Origin of the sequence: Streptomyces sp. NRRL S-1813 (genome assembly GCF_000719605.1) — a bacterium.
Lineage (GTDB): Bacteria > Actinomycetota > Actinomycetes > Streptomycetales > Streptomycetaceae > Streptomyces > Streptomyces decoyicus.
Genome location: NZ_JOHB01000032.1, coordinates 39293 through 56001 on the forward strand (window position 1 = coordinate 39293; position 16709 = coordinate 56001).

Genomic DNA, 16709 nt, shown 5'->3' on the forward strand with positions numbered 1-16709 from the left:
ACGCGGGAACTAACCACGCCCCCACACACGTACGATTACCGGCTGGATCCAGACAGCGAGACGCAGCGGGGGGCCCGGGTCCCGCATGGAGACGGGGAGTTATATGCGTCATTTTGGGCACCTTCCGCCCGACATCCGGAAGACACTGTTCCACCAGGAGCCGGTGGAGTTCACCGCCGACTCCCCGGCCCGCACGCTCGCGGTCGCCCTGGGTGCCACGCTCTACAGCCCTGCCACCCGCCCGCGACTCGCCGCCGATGTGCTCAAGCAGGCCGGTCTTGGCGTGAAGTCCATGGTGTTGTGTCTGGAAGACTCCATAAGCGACGGGGATGTCGAGGCCGGCGAGGAGAACCTCGTGCGGCAGCTCGGCCTTCTCGACGAGGCGGCCACCGCGGGCTCGGACCTTCCGCTGCTGTTCATCCGCGTCCGCACACCCGGTCAAATACCGGACCTGACGCGCCGGATGGGCGCTGCCGTCCACAGACTGTCTGGATTTGTACTTCCGAAGTTCACCGAGGAGCGTGGAGTCCCCTTCCTCGAGGCGCTGGCCACGGCCGAGTCCGACTGCGCCCGGCGGCTGTATGCGATGCCGGTGCTGGAATCCCCGCAGCTGCTGCATCTGGAGAGCCGGGCCGAGACCCTCCAGGGCATCGCCGGGACCGTGGACAAATACCGGGACCGGGTGCTGGCCCTGCGGCTCGGCGTGACGGACTTCTGCTCCGCCTACGGACTGCGCAGAGCCCCCGACATGACGGCGTACGACGTCCAGATCGTCGCCTCGGTGATCTCCGACGTGGTGAATGTGCTGGGGCGGGCGGACGGCACGGGCTTCACGGTCACCGGCCCGGTGTGGGAGTACTTCCGGCTGCAAGAGCGGATGTTCAAGCCGCAGCTGCGACGCAGCCCGTTCCTCGGACGCGCCGAGGAACTGCGTACGGCACTGATCGAGCACGACATGGACGGTCTGCTGCGCGAGATCGAACTCGACCGTGCGAACGGCCTCCAGGGCAAGACCTGCATCCACCCCTCGCATGTCGCGCCGGTGCATGCCCTCTCCGTCGTCAGCCATGAGGAGTTCAGCGACGCGGTCGACATCCTGCGGCCCGAACGCGGCGACGGCGGGGTGCTGCGCTCCGCCTATACGAACAAGATGAACGAGGTGAAGCCGCATCGTGCCTGGGCCGAGCGGACCTTGCTGCGCGCGGAGGCGTTCGGGGTCGCCCGGGAGGGCATCGGGTTCGTGGAGCTGCTGACGGCGAGCCTGCCGCAGACGTGAAATGCGGTGAATGACATGAACGCTACGACGGAGGAGACGGAACGCGTGGTCTGGACGGGAGAATGGGTCGCCGGTCGGCTCGGAGTCTCGCTGAGCGGCGGGGACGAGCTGCCGGAACTGCTGGGACTTGCGCTGCGGCGCAACCCCAAGCGGGCCCATCTGCTCGTGTCGAACGTGCTCGGCAAGCACGTGCCACAGCGGCCGGGTGTGGTCCATGGCGCCGGCTACGGGCTGGGGCTCCGGGTGCGGAAGCTGCTGGGCGACGAGGCCGCGGCCCGCTCCGTCGTCCTGGGGTACGCCGAGACCGCCACCGGCCTGGGGCATTCGGTGGCCGACGGCCTGGCGCTCGCGCCCTGTCTGCACTCCACCCGCCGGCCCGTGGCGGGCGTGGCGCAGGTGGGCGGGTTCGAGGAGGAGCACAGCCACGCCACCTCGCATCTGCTGCTCCCCGAGGACCGCGAACTCCTCGCCGGGGACGGCCCGTTGGTGCTCGTCGACGACGAGTTCTCCACCGGCAGGACGGTCCTGAACACGATCAAGGCGCTGCATGCGCACTTCCCCCGCGAGCGGTATGTGGTCGTCGCCCTCGTCGATATGCGCTCCGACGCGGACCGCAGCCGTCTGGAGAAGTTCGCCGCGGAACTGGGCGCCCGCGTCGACCTCGTGGCACTGGCCGCCGGCGGCGTACACCTGCCCGCGGACGTCCTCACCCGCGGCCAGGAACTCGTCGCCGCGCAGGAGGCCCTTGCGGCGCAGGCTGCCCCGGCGCCTGCCACGGGGAGCACGTCCGGGAGCACGTCCGAGGGCGTGGGCCCCGTGTCCGTCGGTTCCGCACCTGCTGGTTCCGCACGTGCCGAGTCCGGTTCGGCGAGTGCTCCGCCGGCGGCCGGCGGCCGTGGTGCGGACGTCGTACGGGTGGACCTCGACTGGCCCGCCGGGCTGCCGGACGGCGGGCGGCACGGTTTCACACCGGCGCACCGCGAACGGCTGGAGGCCGCACTTCCGGGCATGGCGATCCGGATCGCCCAGGAGCTGGACGGCGCCCGCCGCATCCTCGTCCTCGGCAACGAGGAGTTGATGTACGCGCCGCTGCGGATGGCCGAGGCCCTGGACGCTCTCGTGACCGGGGAGGGGCGCGGCGCCACCCCGACGACGACGGACGACGGCACCGGGGCGGGGAACGGCGCCATCGCGCCACGCCCCGGTCGGCTGTCCGCCCCGACCGGGGGCACGGGCATCTTCTTCTCCACCACCACCCGGTCGCCGGTGCTCGCCGTCGACGACCCGGGTTACGCGATACGGACCCGGCTCTCCTTCCCCGCCCACGACAGGCCGGCCGACGGACCGGGGGAGCGGTACGCCTACAACGTCGCGGCCGGCGCCGACCCGGAACGCCGCTTCGACGCCATCGTGGCCGTCGTCGACTCGCACGGCGACCTCCCGGAGCTGCACGCCACCGACGGTCTGCTGGACCGGCTCGCCGCACACACCGACCGGCTGCTGCTCGCGGTCGTCCCCTCGTACGCCCCGCAACCACAGGCCGGATCCATGCCCCTCCCCGAGCCGCTGCGCGGCCCCGCCTTCTCCTCCTACACCGCCGACGAGGTCGGCTGGCTGCTCCAGGACCTTTCCGACGTCACCCTGGAAGCGCCGACCGAGGAACGCGAGGAGGCGATTCAGCGCGGTGGTGCCCACTACGCCGAGTCGCTGCCCGTCGAATACCAGCCGAACGAGCAGTACCAGGCGCTGTTCCACAGCGCGCTGGAGACCTCCGCGAGCCGGATCGCGCGGGCTGTCGGGACCGTCACCGAGACCGTGCTCGCGGAACGCAGCCCGCGACCCGTGCTGGTGTCGCTGGCGCGGGCCGGCACACCCGTCGGGGTGCTGATGCGCCGCTGGGCCCTGCACGCCCACGGCCTGGAGGTTCCGCACTACGCGGTCTCGATCGTCCGCGGCCGGGGCATCGACACCACCGCGCTGCGCTGGCTGGCCGCCCATCACGACCCGGCGGATGTCGTCTTCGTGGACGGCTGGACCGGCAAGGGCGCCATCACCCGCGAACTCGCCCAGGCCCTGGAGGACTTCCCGGGCTTCGATCCGCGGATCGCCGTGCTCGCCGACCCCGGCGGCTGTGTCGACACCTATGGCACCCGGGACGACTTCCTCATCCCGTCCGCCTGCCTCAACTCCACTGTTTCCGGCCTCATATCCCGCACCGTCCTGCGCGACGACCTCGTGGGGCCGGACGACTTCCACGGCGCGAAGTTCTACCGTGACCTGGCCGCGACCGATGTGTCGCGCGCGTTCCTGGACGCGGTCAGCGCCCGTTTCGACGACGTGGCCGCGGACGTCGCCGCGGAGGTGAAGGAGCTGGCCGCCGCCGACCGGGCCCCCACCTGGGAGGGCTGGGCGGCCGTCGAGCGGATCAGCGAGGAGTACGGCATCCATGACGTCAATCTCGTGAAGCCCGGGGTCGGCGAGACCACGCGCGTACTGCTGCGCCGGGTCCCCTGGAAGATCCTGGCCCGGCAGGGCGCCGGGGCCGACCTCGATCATGTGCGCCTCCTGGCGGAACAACGGGGCGTGCCCGTCGAAGAGGTCGACGAACTGCCCTACACCTGTGTCGGGCTGATCCACCCCCGCTTCACCCGCGGAGCGACGGGTGCCGACGGCAAGGCGGTGACCTCCTGATGAGCGGCCGGCCCCTCGCCCACCACCACCCTTCCCTGGAAGCGCTGCGCGCTGCCCCTCTTTTGGTCGCCAGCGACCTCGACCGCACGCTGATCTATTCGGCCGCCGCGCTCGGCCTCGCCATGCCGGACGCCGAGGCACCCCGGCTCCTGTGTGTCGAGACATATGAGCGCAAGCCGCTGTCCTATATGACGGAGACGGCCGCCGGGCTGCTCGCCGAACTGGCCGGCAGCACCACCTTCGTGCCGGCCACCACCCGCACCCGGGAGCAGTACGGCCGCATTCATCTCCCCGGACCGGCACCGGAGTTCGCCATCTGCGCCAACGGCGGCCATCTGCTCGTACGGGGCGAGTCGGACCCGGACTGGCAGCGCACCGTCGCCGAGCGGCTCGCCTCGCAGTGCGCCCCTCTGGACGAGATCCGCGCGCACCTCGTCCGCACCGCCGACCCGGCCTGGCTCCTCAAGGAGCGCGTCGCCGAGGACCTCTTCGCCTACCTCGTCGTGGAGCGGCCGCTGCTGCCCGACACCTGGGTGAAGGACCTCACCGGCTGGGCGGACGAACGCGGTTGGACCGTGTCCCTGCAAGGCCGCAAGATCTATGCCGTGCCGCGGCCGTTGACCAAGAGCGCGGCCGTGGCGGAGGTGGCGCGCCGTACCGGGGCGTCCGAGATCCTCGCGGCCGGGGACTCTCTTCTCGACGCCGATCTGCTGCTGGCCGCGGACCGCGGATGGCGGCCCGGCCACGGCGAGCTGGCGGACTCCGGCTGGCACGCCCCGCATGTCACGGCGCTCGACGAGCGGGGTGTCGCGGCCGGCGAGGAGATCGTGCGGGCCTTCCTCCGCGGCGCCGCATCCCCGGGCCACGCCGGCTGACCCGGGCGGCTGTGAAGACCGCCACCGCCGGCGCGGCCGCCGCAAGGACCACCCTCGAATGCACCTCCACCAGCGAGGGCCCGGCACGCGGGGGGAGCGGGCGAATAGCGGCCGGTGGAGGCGGGGCTCGGGTTAGTCTCGCGAGGCGGTCGGCTGCATCGTCCGGTGATCGGCCGAGACCGCAATCCTTGATCAAGAGGAGAGCCCGTGGCTGAGTCCAAGAGCACGCCGATCACGGCGGAGATGTACGAGTACATCCTCGCCCACAACCCACCGTTGGACGCCGTACAGCGGGACATCGTGGAGATCACCCGCCAGCAGTTTCCCGAGGCGGCGGGGATGCAGTCGGCGGAGGAGCAGGGACCGCTGCTGGCGTTCCTGGTGCGCCTGATCGGGGCCCGGCATGTCGTCGAGGTGGGGACCTTCACGGGGTTCTCGGCGCTGTCCATGGCTCAGGCGCTGCCCGCGGACGGCACGCTGATCGCCTGCGATGTGTCCGAGGAGTGGACGGCCTACGGCCGGGAGGCATGGGCCAAGGCCGGTGTCGGGGACCGTATTCAGCTGCGGATCGCGCCCGCACTGGAGACCCTGCGGGCGATGCCGGCCGGCCCCCACATCGATCTCGCCTATCTCGACGCGGACAAGGGCGGCTATATCGCCTACTGGGAAGAGCTGGTGCCCCGGCTGCGGCCGGGGGGCCTGATCGTGGCGGACAACGTGCTGTACCACGGGGAGGTCGCCGACCCGGCCGCGACCGGGAGCGCCCTGGCGATCAGGGCGTTCAACGACCACGTCGTGGAGGACCACCGTATGGAGGCGGTGATCCTCACCGTGGCGGACGGCGTGACGCTGGCGCGCAAGCGGTAGCGAACCGAGGCGTCAGGAAGCACGGCAGCGGGGCATGGCCTCGGACCGACTGTGGTCCTGGTCCTGGCCCTGCCCCCGGACATGGCGGGGCCGCTCCGCAGTGCGCCGCCGGGACGTGTCACGGCCGGGCCCCAGGGCGCGGCTCGGCCTCAGCCGCAGCAACCGCCTCCGCAGCAGCCGCCGCCTCCGCCGCCCCCGCCCTTCGGGGCAGGAGCGGTTGCGGAGCCGCCGACGGCGACCGTGGAGAGGAGCTTCACGGTGTCCTCGTGCCCCTGGGGGCAGACGGCCGGGGCGGAGGACTCGGCCATCGGCCGGTTCAGCTCGAAGGTGGAGCCGCAGGGGCGGCACCGGTATTCGTAACGGGGCATGGGCACAGGTTAGCCGTGGCGTTCCTCAGCGGACGACGGTGCCGGGCGGCGCGCCCAGCATGCCCAGCTCCGAACGGGTCGGCGCGCCTTCCCAGTCGCCGCGGGACGCGACCGCGAACGCTCCGGTGGTGACGGCGCGCTCCAGGCATCCGGCCGGCTCCTCGTCGTCCAGCAGTGCCGACAGATAGCCCGCCACGAAGGCGTCGCCGGCGCCCACGGCATCCACGGCCCGTACCGTCTTGGCGGGCTGGTGCAGGGAGCCGCCGTGGGTGAAGGCCGTCGCCCCGTCCGCGCCGAGTTTGACCACGACTTCGCCGACCCCCAGGTCCAGCAGGAGCTTGGCCTGCGACGCAAGGGTGGCGGCGGCGCCGTGGGTGGCTCCTTGGGGTGCGCTCTCGGCTCCCTGTGCCCCCTCGGTCCCGTGTGCCCCCTCGACTCCCTGTGCCTCTTCGATTCCATGGGACCCGCCCGGCGACCCTGTCCCGCCCGGCGACCCTGCCTCATCCGATGACCCGGCCTCACCCGGCGACCCGGCCCCGCCTGCCCCTTCCGGCAGGCAGAGCGGCAGCTCGTCATCGGAGGCGATCAAGACATCCACGGAGGGAATCCACTCGCGCAGGATCCCGGCGGCCTGCTCGGCGGTCCACAGCCGAGCGCGGAAGTTGACATCGAGGCAGACCAACGAGCCGTAGTCCTTGGCAAGTTGGAGGGCGTGCCGGGCCGCCGAGTGGGCCGTGGGGCTCAGGGCAGGGGTGATGCCCGTCAGGTGCAGCACGCGGGGCGGGGCGGCGGCGAAGGCGCGCTCGACCACGCCTGCCGTGAGCCGTGAGCCGGCCGATCCCGCACGGTAGTAGTGCACCCGGGTGACCTCGGGCAGCCGCGGCTCGAAGAGGAGCAGCCCGGTCGGGGCACCGGGATCGGTCGCGGCGCCGGACACCCCGATGCCCTCGGCGCGCAGCGTACGCAGTACCAGCTCCCCGGCCTCGTCCTCGCCGACCGCGCCCGCCCACCGGACGTCGTGCCCGAGCCGGGCCAGGCCGATCGCGACATTGCTTTCCGCTCCGGCGATGGAGACGTGCATCGTGCCGCCGAGCTTCAGCGGCCCGCTGCCGCGGAGCGCGACCATGGTCTCGCCGAAGGTGAGGACGTCCGGGCGCCCCGGTTGCCGGGGAACCCGTGGGCGGCCGGACGCGGCCCCGGGCCGGGGAGCGGCGCCGCCTCGCTCCGCGTCCTGCCCGCCGCCGGAATTCGGCTGCCCCGTCATCGTGCGCACACCGCCCTGAACTCCGCGGCGCGCTTGCGCAGCCCGTCCAGGTCGCCGCCGTCCGCCGCGTCCCCGACCAGCGGCGAACCGACACCCACCGCGACCGCCCCGGCGGCGAAGTACGCCTGTGCGGCGGCCGCGTCCACGCCACCGACCGGCACGAACGGCAGCTCGGGGAAGGGAGCGCGCAGCGCCCGCAGGTACGCGGGCCCGCCGACCGACGCCGGGAACAGCTTCAGGGCCGAGACACCCAGCGCATCGGCCGCGATCACCTCGGACGGCGTCATCACTCCGGCGAGCGTCGGCAGCCCCTGGCGTACGGATTCCTCCAGACCGGCTCCCAGACCGGGCGTGACGATGAGATTCGCCCCCGCTTCGGCGGCGCGCCGGGCGTCGGATGCGGTCAGGACGGTGCCGGCGCCGAGCCAGGCCGCGTCGCCGAGCTCGGCGCGTGCCCGTCGGATCACGGTGAGGGCGTCGTGTCCGCTGAGCGAGATCTCGATCAGCGGCAGGCCCGCTTCCGCAAGCGCCATGACCGTGCGGAAGGACGCCTCCGCATCCTTGCCCCGGATGATGGCGACCAGCCGCTCGGTCCGGAGCGCTGTGCTGAGGTCCATGGCGTTTCCTGCTTTCTCCTGCACCCCGCCGCGTGCGTACTGCGCGGCTGGGTCGTTCGGGCGCGCGGGTGACACCTTCGATTATTCCGGGCCGGAGGGACGGGCGGGGGGAGTGTGCAGCATGGGACAAGCCTGGAGTGTTGGGGTTGACCTGTGTGTTCGCCGCCGGTACCGGTCGCGGGTACCAGGGGCGCGTGCACCGGCGGGCCGGGGTTACGGGTTCCCCACGACGGGGGACAGGCCTTCCCATACGGCGGCAGGTCTTGCCTTACGGGGACAGGTCGTCTCCTGTGGGCGCACGTCTTCCCCTACCGGGACCCCTCACCATTCCGCGAACGCCCCGTCCTCATGGCGCCACACGGGGTTCCGCCAGGCGTGGCCCCGCTCGTCCGCCGCCCGCACCGCGGCCTCGTCCACCTCCACACCGAGCCCGGGGCGGTCGGTCCGCAGCAGTGACCCGCCGTGGAAGCGGAACGGCTCCGGGTCCACCACATAGTCCAGCAGCTCGGCGCCCCGGTTGTAGTGGATCCCGATGGAATGCTCCTGGATGAGGAAGTTCGGGGTGGTGAAGGCGACTTGGAGGCCGGCGGCCAGTGCGACCGGGCCGAGCGGGCAGTGCGGGGCGAGCTGCGCTCCGTACACCTCCGCGAGCGCGGCGATCCGGCGCAGCTCGGAGATGCCGCCCGCATGCGAGATATCGGGCTGGAGGATCGCGACGCCGGCCTGGAGAGGGGCCAGGAACTCTCGCCGGGTGAAGAGACGTTCACCGAGTGCGATCGGGATGCTGGAGGCATTGACCAGATCAGGGAGGGCCTGCATGTGATCGGAGAGGACCGGCTCCTCGACGAACATCGGGGCGCAGTCGGCCAGCAGGGGGAGGAGCCTGCGGGCGTTGGCGGGCGAGACCCGGCCGTGAAAATCGAGGCCGAAGTCTCTTTCGTCGCCGAGGACTTCGCGGGCTGTCTCGGCGCGCAGCAGGCATTCCCGTACCTCGGCGCGGGTCGCCACGGGCGTCATCCGCCCGCAGCCGTTCATCTTGACGGCGGTGAAGCCCGCCTCGATCTGCGCGGTGACCGCGTCGCGGATGGCATGCGGTTCATCGCCGCCGACCCATGCATAAGCGCGGATCCTCTCGCGGACCGGCCCGCCCAGCAGCTGATGGACCGGGACACCGTGCCGCTTCCCCTTGATGTCCCACAGCGCCTGGTCCAGGCCGGCGACGGCGGACGACAGGACGGGCCCGCCGCGGTAGAAGCCGCCCTTGGTCATGACCTGCCAGTGGTCCTCGATACGCGCCGGATCCTGGTCCAGGAGGTACTCGGACAGCACCTCCACGGCCGCCCTGACCGGCTCGGCCCGTCCCTCGACCACCGGCTCACCCCAGCCGACGACGCCCTCATCGGTCTCCACCCGTACGAACATCCAGCGCGGCGGGGCGAGGAACGTCTCGATGCGGCTGATCTTCATGGACCGGTCCGTCCTTTCGGCGTGCGGCGTGCAACGGCGGCGTGCGATGTGCGGCGTACGGCGTGGCGCGCGCGATGCGTTCCGCGGTGTCCGGCCCGTGCGGCGCGTTGCGCCCGGCCCGTGCGCGGTGTTCTGCCCACCGAGGTCATCGCGGTAACCGGTGCCGCGCTGCTGCCCTGCCGCCCTGCGGACGTACCGGGCGGACGTACGGGGCGGACGCGCGCCGGGTGGACGCACAGGCCCTATCGGAAACCCGCCCCGGAACGCGGAACTCAGAACGCCGCCGCCGTCCCGGAAGCCCCCCGCCCCCACGGCCCGCCCCCTACGGATGCTCCCGCGCCGACAGATCAAGCAGTTCGAGCATCGCCATATAGGCCCCGTCGACGTCCCGGTTCCGTACGGCCTCGACGACCGCGGCATGGACCGCGTGCGGATGCTCGAACGCGCCGTCCGCGGCGAGCACCGCCCGGTCGCGCTGGACGAGTACCGGCACGATCACCCGGTGCATCTGCGCGTAGAAGCGATTGTTCGACGCGATCAGTATCGCCGTGTGGAATGACGCATCGGCGCGGATGAGCAGCACCGGATCGTCGTCGGTCGCGGCCATCGCGCTGAGTGCGGCGTCCAGTGCCGCCAGATCGTCGTCCGTACGGCGCTCCGCGGCGAGCGCGGCCGCCGCGGGCTCGATGGAACGGCGCAGTTCGAGCACATCGGCGAAGAAGTCGGACGAGACACCGGCCGCGAGCTTCCAGCGCAGTACGTCCGAATCCAGGAGGTTCCAGTCCTCGCGGGGGCGGACGAACGTGCCACGCTTCTTGTCGGTATCGAGGAGGCCCTTGGTGGTCAGCACCTTGACCGCCTCACGCAGTACGGTCTGGGTCACGTCCAGCTCCGCCCTCACCTCCGGCATGACGAGGCTGTCGCCCTCGCGGTAAGTGCCCTTCAAGATCCGCCTGGCGAGCGCTTCGACCGCCACATTGTGGCTCCCGTGCCCCAGGATGGAGGAGTCGGCGTCGTGCCCCATGGAGGAGTCGGCGTCGTGCCCCGAACGGCTCATCATGTGCTCCCTGCTCCACTCCCCGTGTCCGCCGGCCCGGCCGTCCCGCCCGCGCCGTCTCCCGCGCCACCGTGCCGGACCAGCCGTCAGGGCGTACCGAGCACCCCAATCCCACCTCGGTACGCCCTGGCGTCTCCTCGCCCCGGCTCAGGACTTCTTGCCGCCGGTACCGGTGCCGGTGCCCGTACCGGTACCGGTGCCCGTGCCGGTACCGGAACCCGTACGGGATCTGCTCCCGCTGGTGCCGGCGCCGAGCGAACCGCGTCCGGCATGCGAGGCGCCCTGCATCCTGACCCGCGCGGCCTGCCGTGCGGCCGTCATGCCGGAGACGGGACGCAGCTGTCCGCGGTCGAACCGCTGCGCTTCCTCCGGGTGCCGGGCGCGCCAGTACGGATTGTCGTGGGGAAGGCCGCCGCTGACCCGTCCGTACATCCCGAAGACCAGCAGCATCAGCCCGACCACGAAGCTGAAGAGGACGTTCTGGAGCTGGAAGGCGAGGAAGTTCGCGTCGGTCTCCAGCAGCGCCAGGTTCACAAAGCCGCTCAGAAGGAAGAGGCAGCCGAACACGATGTTGAGGGTCGAGGCGAAGTTCCCGCCGAACACCATGCCCGCGACGAGAATCGCCCCGAAGACGATCGAGAGCACGCTCAGGGCACCGTTGGTGTTCAGCCCGGCCACGGTGTCGCCGCCGGTGTCGAAGAGCCCGATGTGGTGGGTCAGTCCGAGCACGCCGAATGCGACCAGGACCAGGCCCATCAGCCCCGCGCCGATGCGGTAGACCTTGCTGAGCCGGTGGTCCACGGGAAGATGCTCATCGAGCCGTGTGTGGTGGGTTTTCACCCGGTGCAATGGGTTCGAGGGCCCGTGCAGGGTCTGGCCAGTAGCCCCTGTAGCCATCTCCGGCCTCCTTTGCGCAGGTGTGCCGCCTGGGCCGTGCTTCTCTCCAGGATCCGTCCACGTGGGACATCACGCCATCGCGCCCGGACAGCGAGCAAAGCAGGCCGGGCCCCCGCGGGTCCTCAGCCGTTGGCCCCGGTGCCGCCCCTGGCGTCGCGAATCTCCTGCACCACCCGGGCCGCGGTCTGCCGTACCGCCTCGGTCTCCGTCAGGAAGTGCCACCAGTCCGGATGCCGTCCCTCCAGATCCGCCACGGCACGGTCCAGCCGCGCCACCGCATCGTCCAGGGGCCCGGCATGCCGCGGATCGGGGGTGCTGCGTCCGGCCATCGCCAGCCGCTGGGCGTCCCGGATCGCGAAGCGCGTCCGCTCGATCTCCTTCTGCCGGTCGAACGACACCGCATCCAGCCGCTGCAACCGGTCACCGGCCGCCGACACCGCCTCGTCGGTGCCGTCCAGCAGCGCCCGTACGGTCGCCAGCAGGCTCGTGGCGTCCGCCCAGCGCTGCTCGTCACGCGCCTGCTGCGCCTCCCGCAGTTTGACCTCGGCCTGCTGCACGGACTGTGTGGCCTGCTCCGGTACCTGCTGAAGGTCCTGCCAGCATGCCGCGCTGTACCGCCGGCGCAGCTCGCTGAGGACCGGGTCGACCTTGCCGGCACGCGTCGTGATCGCCTGCGCCCGGGTCCGCAGCGACACCAGCCGCTTGTCGAGCTCCGCCGCCTTCCCCGGCAGCCGCTCGGCCTCGGCCCGCACGCCCTCGGCCTTGCGCAGCACATCGTCGGCGCGCCGGATCGTCTCCTGCACGCCGTGCTGCCCGGCGCCCTGATTGAGCTTGGTCAGCTCGGGCCCGAGCGCCGCCAGCCGGGTCGCGAGATCATCGGCCCGCAGCCCCTGCGCACGGACCGCGTCCAGCGCATTGCTCGCCGCCAGCAGGGCCTGCCGCGCCCGCTCCACGGCCGGGGCCAGCCGCGCCAGCTGTGTCTCGGCGGTCTGCAACAGGGGGCCGAGCCCCTGCGCGAACCGTTCGAGCTCGCCCTTGACGCGGTCCAGCTCCTCCTTGGCCCGGGTCAGATCGGCGCGGGCCCGCGCCACCGCGGCGCCGTCCAGATCGTCACGGTCCAGATCGTGGGAGTCGACCGCGGTGATGTACCGCTGACTCGCCTCGTCGATCCGCCGGCCGAAGCCCTCGTAGTCCTCCGCCGCTTTCCGCGCAGACGGCGAACTGTCGACCGCGGTGATCGTCTCTATGGAGATCCGCAGGTCACGGTGCGCGGTGTCCAGCTCGTAGAACGCCGCCGCCGCGGCATCCTTCGCGGCCTGCGCATCGGCCCGCTGGCTCTCCCCGCGCCCGAACCAGCGCCGGGTCCCGCCGCCCGCGAACGACATCGGCGCCATCGCCACCAACAAGGGCAACGGCAGCAACACGAGCCCCACCACGTCCCGGAGCGTGCCCCCACGGCCGCGACGGCGTTCTCGCTGCTCATGCGGCTGCGTGTCTGTCGCCGTCACTTCCCTCTCCCGATCGGATCGCCCCAGAACCGAATGTCATTCTCCCACTCACCGGAAACGAACACACCGGCCGGTAAGTTCGCACTTCGAGCACTGGTTTGCAGTGCAGCCCAGAAGGCAAGGTAGTCTGTCGGCTCGGCCAGGGCGCATAGCTCAGCGGTAGAGCGCTGCTCTTACAAAGCAGATGTCGGCGGTTCAAATCCGTCTGTGCCCACCAGTCAAAAGACCCCCTACTGATCATGGTAGGGGGTCTTTGACATCCGGAATTGACATCAACGGCACGGGTCAGCCGGCAGCGGGCCGCCTCTTCAGCAGCCGGTCCATGTGGCTCACAGCCTCACGCTGCGTGTCCTGCACGACGTGCGTGTACGTGTTCATGGTGATGGCGATCTGACTGTGTCCCAAGATCTCCATCACCACTCGGGGAGCGACGCCGGCTGCGGTGAGCAGCGTGGCGCAGCCATGCCGGGCGTCATGCAGGCGGATCACACGAAGGTCCGCGTTCTTCGCTACGCGAGTGAATGATCGGTACAGATTCCGCGGCTCGATCGGCCGACCCGTGCGAGTCGTGAATACATATCCGGTCTCCGCCCAGCTCTCCCCGGCACGCTCCCGCATGCCGGCCTGCCTCATTCGCTGCCACCGGAGCGGGGCGAGGCATATGGCCGGCAGCGGAAGAGTCTGCCGACGTCGAGCGCGATGGCGAGCACGAAGGCTGCATACAGCGGGTCGCGACGGGAGGCCGAGAGGAACGCCAACGTCCCGTCCAGCGACCAGGGCGAGAGATCGCGAGACTCCGGCGACGGCGGCTCGACGAGGGTGGCGACGTTCCGGGTGATCAGCTCTTCCCGGCAGGCCGCCATGAGCGCAGTACGCAGTACCCGGTGAGACTCCTTGGCGGTGGCGGCCGACTTCTGCTGTTCCACCTGTCGCAGGAATCGCCGTACGTCGCCGACGCTGAGCGATTCGAGCCGCTCGTGCCGAGTATTGGCACCAGGTAGAGCCGCACGTGGATCTCATACTTCGCGTACGTCGTGCGCTTGCGACGCGGCCTGATGATGTTCTCCAGCCAGTACGGCAGCCGCACGTCCGCCCTTAGCTGAGACGCTCTGTAGCGCGGCCATTTGCGCTGTGAACGTCGGGGCCATCCGGGTTAGGAGGACACTGAGCGTATGGCCCTCCCCGAAACGCATCATTGCTCGGCCTGCTCGGACGGTCCCGCGCCGGGCACAGCCCTTCACGAAGACCTCGTCGTCGGAGCACCGTTGTCCATGGAGGATCTCACCGACGCGCAGCGCCTCGACCGGTTCGCCCGCAAGTATGCCCACGACGGTTGCCAGGTCAGAGAAGTCCGGCGGGTCCCGCACGACTGCTCGAGCGGCTACGCCTGGTCCGTCCGCTTCACCGAGAGTTCGTGACAAGTTGATCCCCGAGCAGCTCCGGGAAGGTGCATGAGGAGGAGCCCGACCCGATGGACATCGAGCTTCGCGTAGCGGGACGGCGACGCCGCGGCCTGTCTGAGCGGGGGCTTCCCCGTTCGCGGACTGACATCCACCGCTGACATCAACGACGGCGGACAGTCGCAGAAGTGGACGTCCGAGGACAGCCAGTCCGACGGGCGCTCCGCAGGCCAAGATCAGCCCCGCGCTCGAACTTACAAAGCAGATGTCGCAGGTTCAAATCCTGCTGTGCCCACTTACCCCGTAAATGACAAAGGCCCAGGTCATCCGGTATGAACCCGGAAACCTGGGCCTTGATCATTTATTTCCTCGAAGTGGTCCCGAAAGCCCCTGAAGCGGCTGGAGTCACTCGCCGGACGGCGGCCTCTGCCAGTCGAGGCTCACCCCTCGGATGTCCCTCGCGTGTCCCTCACGCGTCCGCGCGCGCCGACGATCACCGCTCGCTACCCGAGCGGATACCCCTGCTCGAACGCCCAGCGGTGGGGCGGATAGGCCGCCTCCACGAACTCCAGAGGATGATCCTGGAGGTCGTAGACGAGATGGTGCACGATCAGCACCGCGGACCCCGGCTCCAGCTCCAGGCCGGAGGCCTCGTTCTCGGTGGCGGGGCGAGCGCACATCCGGTCCTCGGCGTGGCTTCCCTGACGTCCGGTCATGTGCTCGACGTACCTCAGCGGCCCGTCCGGGATCCGGTCGGGATCCAGGAGCTTCGGCGCGCGGTCGCCCAGGTCAGGAGCGAACCAGGAGGTGGCGAGGGCGATCGGCCCGGAATCGCTCCTGGTGACCCATTGGCGGTGCACCGCGCGGGTGCCGGCTGCCAGGTTCAGCGACTTCGCCACGTGATCCGGGGCTTCCGAGCGGCCCGCCGACGTCATCACCGAGTGCTCGCCCTGCGGGGAGATCCTCGCGGGCTGTTTGGTGCGGCCGTGCAGGTCATGGGCGCGGCGATGGGCCGACGGGTCCCGCACATACGTGCCCGATCCCTGCCGCTTCTCGACCAGCCCCTGGTGCCTCAAGGTCTCCAGCGAACGCGCGGCGGTCGGTCGCGACACTCCCCAGTCCGCCGCCAGGTGGCGCTCCGACGGCACTTCGCCGCCGGGCCGCAAGTCGCCCCGCAGGATCTGATCGCGGAGGTGGTGGGCGATCTGAAGGTACTTGGGCCGGGTCTCCTCGATCTTCGGCATCCGTTCCCCTGAAGTAAGTGGCTATGGCCACTGGCCACTATAGAGTGAGTGGCCAGCACGGCAGCCCGTACGCTGACGCACGTGGCGCGCTTGATCGTGGCAGCAGGAGGAGGCGGTGACGCCGTCGCCGCCGCGATGCTGGATGCGGCCCTCTACGGGGGTGAGACTCCGGCGGTGGTGTTCACCTACGCATGGGACCGCCTCTTGGCCGACCCCGTGCCGGGCCCCAGAGGTCCGGCCAACTTCACCGGTCTTCGCCCCCTCACCCGAAGCGTCCGGGCCGTTCCCGCCGACGCCGCCCCGATCGCTCCCGCGGGCTCCACCCTTCCCCGGCTGGCCGCGGAGCTCCCGCAGACCTTCGCGCTCATCGACCCGCACCATGGCGCCGAGGGCGTCATTCGCCAACTCGAAGAGCTCGTACAGCACCTGGAGCCGGACACCGTGGACCTCCTGGACGTGGGCGGCGACATCCTCGCGCACGGCGACGAGCCCACCCTCCGCAGCCCTCTTGCCGATGCGCTCACCCTTGCTGCGTGCTGTGAACTCAACTTTCCGGTACGGCTTCTGGTCGCCGGCCCCGGCCTGGACGGTGAGCTCCCCGCCGACGTCCTGCGCGACCGCCTGGGCCCCGTGGCCCTGACCTTCACCGCCGAGCACGTCCAGCCGGTCGGCCCGGTACTGGAGTGGCACCCTTCCGAGGCCACGGCCATGCTGGCCGCCACGGCACGGGGCGCCCGCGGTATGTGCGAAGTGAGAGACGCCGGGCTCCCGGTCCCGCTCACCGACGAGGGCCCCACCGTGTACGAGGCCGGCCTCGACGCGGCCCTCGACCGCAACCAGCTCGCCGGTGCCATCCTCGCCACGGAGAACCTGCACGAGGTCGAGCAGCGGAGCCGCGAGATCTGCGGCTTCTCCGAAATCGACTACGAGCGCGAAAAGGCGGGCCGGATCGGCAGCCGGCCCGCCCAGCAGCTCGATCCGGAAGCCGTAGGCCGCCGGCTCGACGCGTTCGAGGCCGAGGCGCGGGGCCGTGGAATCACGCACACCACGTTCCGCCGGCTCACCGAGGCGTTCGGGCTCAGCGGCAACCAGCGCCAGAACCTCAGGTCCCTCCTGCTCAGCACCCGTCCCGAGCAGTATCGGGCCCCGCTCTGGCACATCCCGTCCGGAGCCTGAGG

The 16709-nt window shown here is 70.9% G+C and carries 14 protein-coding genes, 1 tRNA gene and 1 pseudogene; 7 read left to right on the plus strand and 9 right to left on the minus strand.

The window, feature by feature from the left end:
• The first annotated feature begins 103 nt into the window (after positions 1–103).
• From IF67_RS0131520 to IF67_RS0131535, 4 genes are all read left to right on the plus strand, one after another.
• A complete protein-coding gene (locus IF67_RS0131520; protein WP_030991466.1) occupies positions 104–1276 on the plus strand; it encodes an HpcH/HpaI aldolase/citrate lyase family protein in 1173 nt (390 codons plus the stop codon).
• Between the two features lie 15 nt (positions 1277–1291).
• On the plus strand, positions 1292–3967 hold the full coding sequence (locus IF67_RS0131525) for a phosphoribosyltransferase (protein ID WP_030991468.1): 2676 nt from the start codon (positions 1292–1294) through the stop codon (positions 3965–3967).
• Positions 3967–4842, plus strand: coding sequence for an HAD family hydrolase (locus IF67_RS0131530; protein WP_420708730.1), 876 nt, complete (start codon positions 3967–3969; stop codon positions 4840–4842). Before IF67_RS0131525 ends, IF67_RS0131530 begins: the two co-directional genes overlap by 1 nt.
• A 243-nt stretch (positions 4843–5085) precedes the next feature.
• Entirely contained in the window at positions 5086–5709 is a 624-nt protein-coding gene (locus IF67_RS0131535; RefSeq protein WP_199812807.1) for an O-methyltransferase, read from the plus strand.
• 149 nt (positions 5710–5858) lie between these two features.
• Here the strand turns inward: IF67_RS0131535 and IF67_RS0131540 are convergent, their stop codons facing one another.
• The 7 genes from IF67_RS0131540 to IF67_RS0131570 all read right to left on the minus strand — a co-directional run bounded on the left by IF67_RS0131540 (position 5859) and on the right by IF67_RS0131570 (position 12887).
• Positions 5859–6077 (minus strand): FmdB family zinc ribbon protein, encoded by a 219-nt coding sequence (locus IF67_RS0131540; protein ID WP_030991474.1) that lies wholly within the window; start codon positions 6075–6077, stop codon positions 5859–5861.
• 25 nt (positions 6078–6102) lie between these two features.
• Positions 6103–7350 carry a sugar kinase gene (locus IF67_RS45305; RefSeq protein ID WP_267959236.1) on the minus strand — a complete coding sequence of 416 codons (1248 nt, stop codon included), beginning with the start codon at positions 7348–7350 and terminating at the stop codon, positions 6103–6105.
• The gene (locus IF67_RS0131550) at positions 7338–7958 is read right to left on the minus strand and encodes a bifunctional 4-hydroxy-2-oxoglutarate aldolase/2-dehydro-3-deoxy-phosphogluconate aldolase (protein WP_030991478.1); all 621 of its coding nucleotides are present in this window, start codon (positions 7956–7958) and stop codon (positions 7338–7340) included. Before IF67_RS0131550 ends, IF67_RS45305 begins: the two co-directional genes overlap by 13 nt.
• A 321-nt stretch (positions 7959–8279) precedes the next feature.
• Positions 8280–9425, minus strand: coding sequence for a galactonate dehydratase (dgoD, locus tag IF67_RS0131555; RefSeq protein WP_030991480.1), 1146 nt, complete (start codon positions 9423–9425; stop codon positions 8280–8282).
• Between the two features lie 322 nt (positions 9426–9747).
• Positions 9748–10482: a FadR/GntR family transcriptional regulator gene (locus tag IF67_RS0131560; RefSeq protein ID WP_030991482.1), complete on the minus strand. Its 735-nt coding sequence runs from the start codon at positions 10480–10482 to the stop codon at positions 9748–9750.
• Positions 10483–10629: 147 nt separating this feature from the next.
• Positions 10630–11283, minus strand: coding sequence for a DUF4383 domain-containing protein (locus tag IF67_RS39645; protein ID WP_030991485.1), 654 nt, complete (start codon positions 11281–11283; stop codon positions 10630–10632).
• Between the two features lie 218 nt (positions 11284–11501).
• On the minus strand, positions 11502–12887 hold the full coding sequence (locus IF67_RS0131570; protein WP_051818804.1) for a hypothetical protein: 1386 nt from the start codon (positions 12885–12887) through the stop codon (positions 11502–11504).
• A 142-nt stretch (positions 12888–13029) separates the two neighbouring features.
• Here IF67_RS0131570 and IF67_RS0131575 point away from each other — a divergent pair.
• Positions 13030–13104: transfer RNA gene (locus tag IF67_RS0131575), tRNA-Val, on the plus strand.
• Positions 13105–13172: 68 nt separating this feature from the next.
• Here the strand turns inward: IF67_RS0131575 and IF67_RS42205 are convergent.
• Positions 13173–13968 (minus strand): annotated as a pseudogene (locus IF67_RS42205) (tyrosine-type recombinase/integrase); the annotation flags it as partial.
• Positions 13969–14158: 190 nt separating this feature from the next.
• On the opposite strand from IF67_RS42205, the gene IF67_RS45310 reads away from it, so the two are divergent.
• Positions 14159–14305, plus strand: coding sequence for a hypothetical protein (locus IF67_RS45310; RefSeq protein ID WP_234341455.1), 147 nt, complete (start codon positions 14159–14161; stop codon positions 14303–14305).
• A 485-nt stretch (positions 14306–14790) separates the two neighbouring features.
• Here IF67_RS45310 and IF67_RS0131590 read toward each other — a convergent pair whose 3' ends face one another.
• Positions 14791–15531 (minus strand): GntR family transcriptional regulator, encoded by a 741-nt coding sequence (locus IF67_RS0131590; protein WP_030991492.1) that lies wholly within the window; start codon positions 15529–15531, stop codon positions 14791–14793.
• Between the two features lie 81 nt (positions 15532–15612).
• Between IF67_RS0131590 and IF67_RS0131595 the strand changes: the two genes are divergently transcribed.
• Entirely contained in the window at positions 15613–16707 is a 1095-nt protein-coding gene (locus tag IF67_RS0131595) for a DUF1152 domain-containing protein (protein ID WP_199812805.1), read from the plus strand.
• Positions 16708–16709 lie beyond the last annotated feature (2 nt).

Excerpts from the sequence above, each read along its gene's own strand:
- IF67_RS0131520 (WP_030991466.1), top strand. The coding sequence starts at position 104 with ATGCGTCATTTTGGGCACCTTCCGCCCGACATCCGGAAGACACTGTTC.
- IF67_RS0131525 (WP_030991468.1), top strand. The coding sequence starts at position 1,292 with ATGAACGCTACGACGGAGGAGACGGAACGCGTGGTCTGGACGGGAGAA.
- IF67_RS0131530 (WP_420708730.1), top strand. The coding sequence starts at position 3,967 with ATGAGCGGCCGGCCCCTCGCCCACCACCACCCTTCCCTGGAAGCGCTG.
- IF67_RS0131535 (WP_199812807.1), top strand. The coding sequence starts at position 5,086 with ATGTACGAGTACATCCTCGCCCACAACCCACCGTTGGACGCCGTACAG.
- IF67_RS0131540 (WP_030991474.1), bottom strand. The coding sequence starts at position 6,077 with ATGCCCCGTTACGAATACCGGTGCCGCCCCTGCGGCTCCACCTTCGAG.
- IF67_RS0131550 (WP_030991478.1), bottom strand. The coding sequence starts at position 7,958 with ATGGACCTCAGCACAGCGCTCCGGACCGAGCGGCTGGTCGCCATCATC.
- dgoD (WP_030991480.1), bottom strand. The coding sequence starts at position 9,425 with ATGAAGATCAGCCGCATCGAGACGTTCCTCGCCCCGCCGCGCTGGATG.
- IF67_RS0131560 (WP_030991482.1), bottom strand. The coding sequence starts at position 10,482 with ATGAGCCGTTCGGGGCACGACGCCGACTCCTCCATGGGGCACGACGCC.
- IF67_RS45310 (WP_234341455.1), top strand. The coding sequence starts at position 14,159 with ATGGAGGATCTCACCGACGCGCAGCGCCTCGACCGGTTCGCCCGCAAG.
- IF67_RS0131590 (WP_030991492.1), bottom strand. The coding sequence starts at position 15,531 with ATGCCGAAGATCGAGGAGACCCGGCCCAAGTACCTTCAGATCGCCCAC.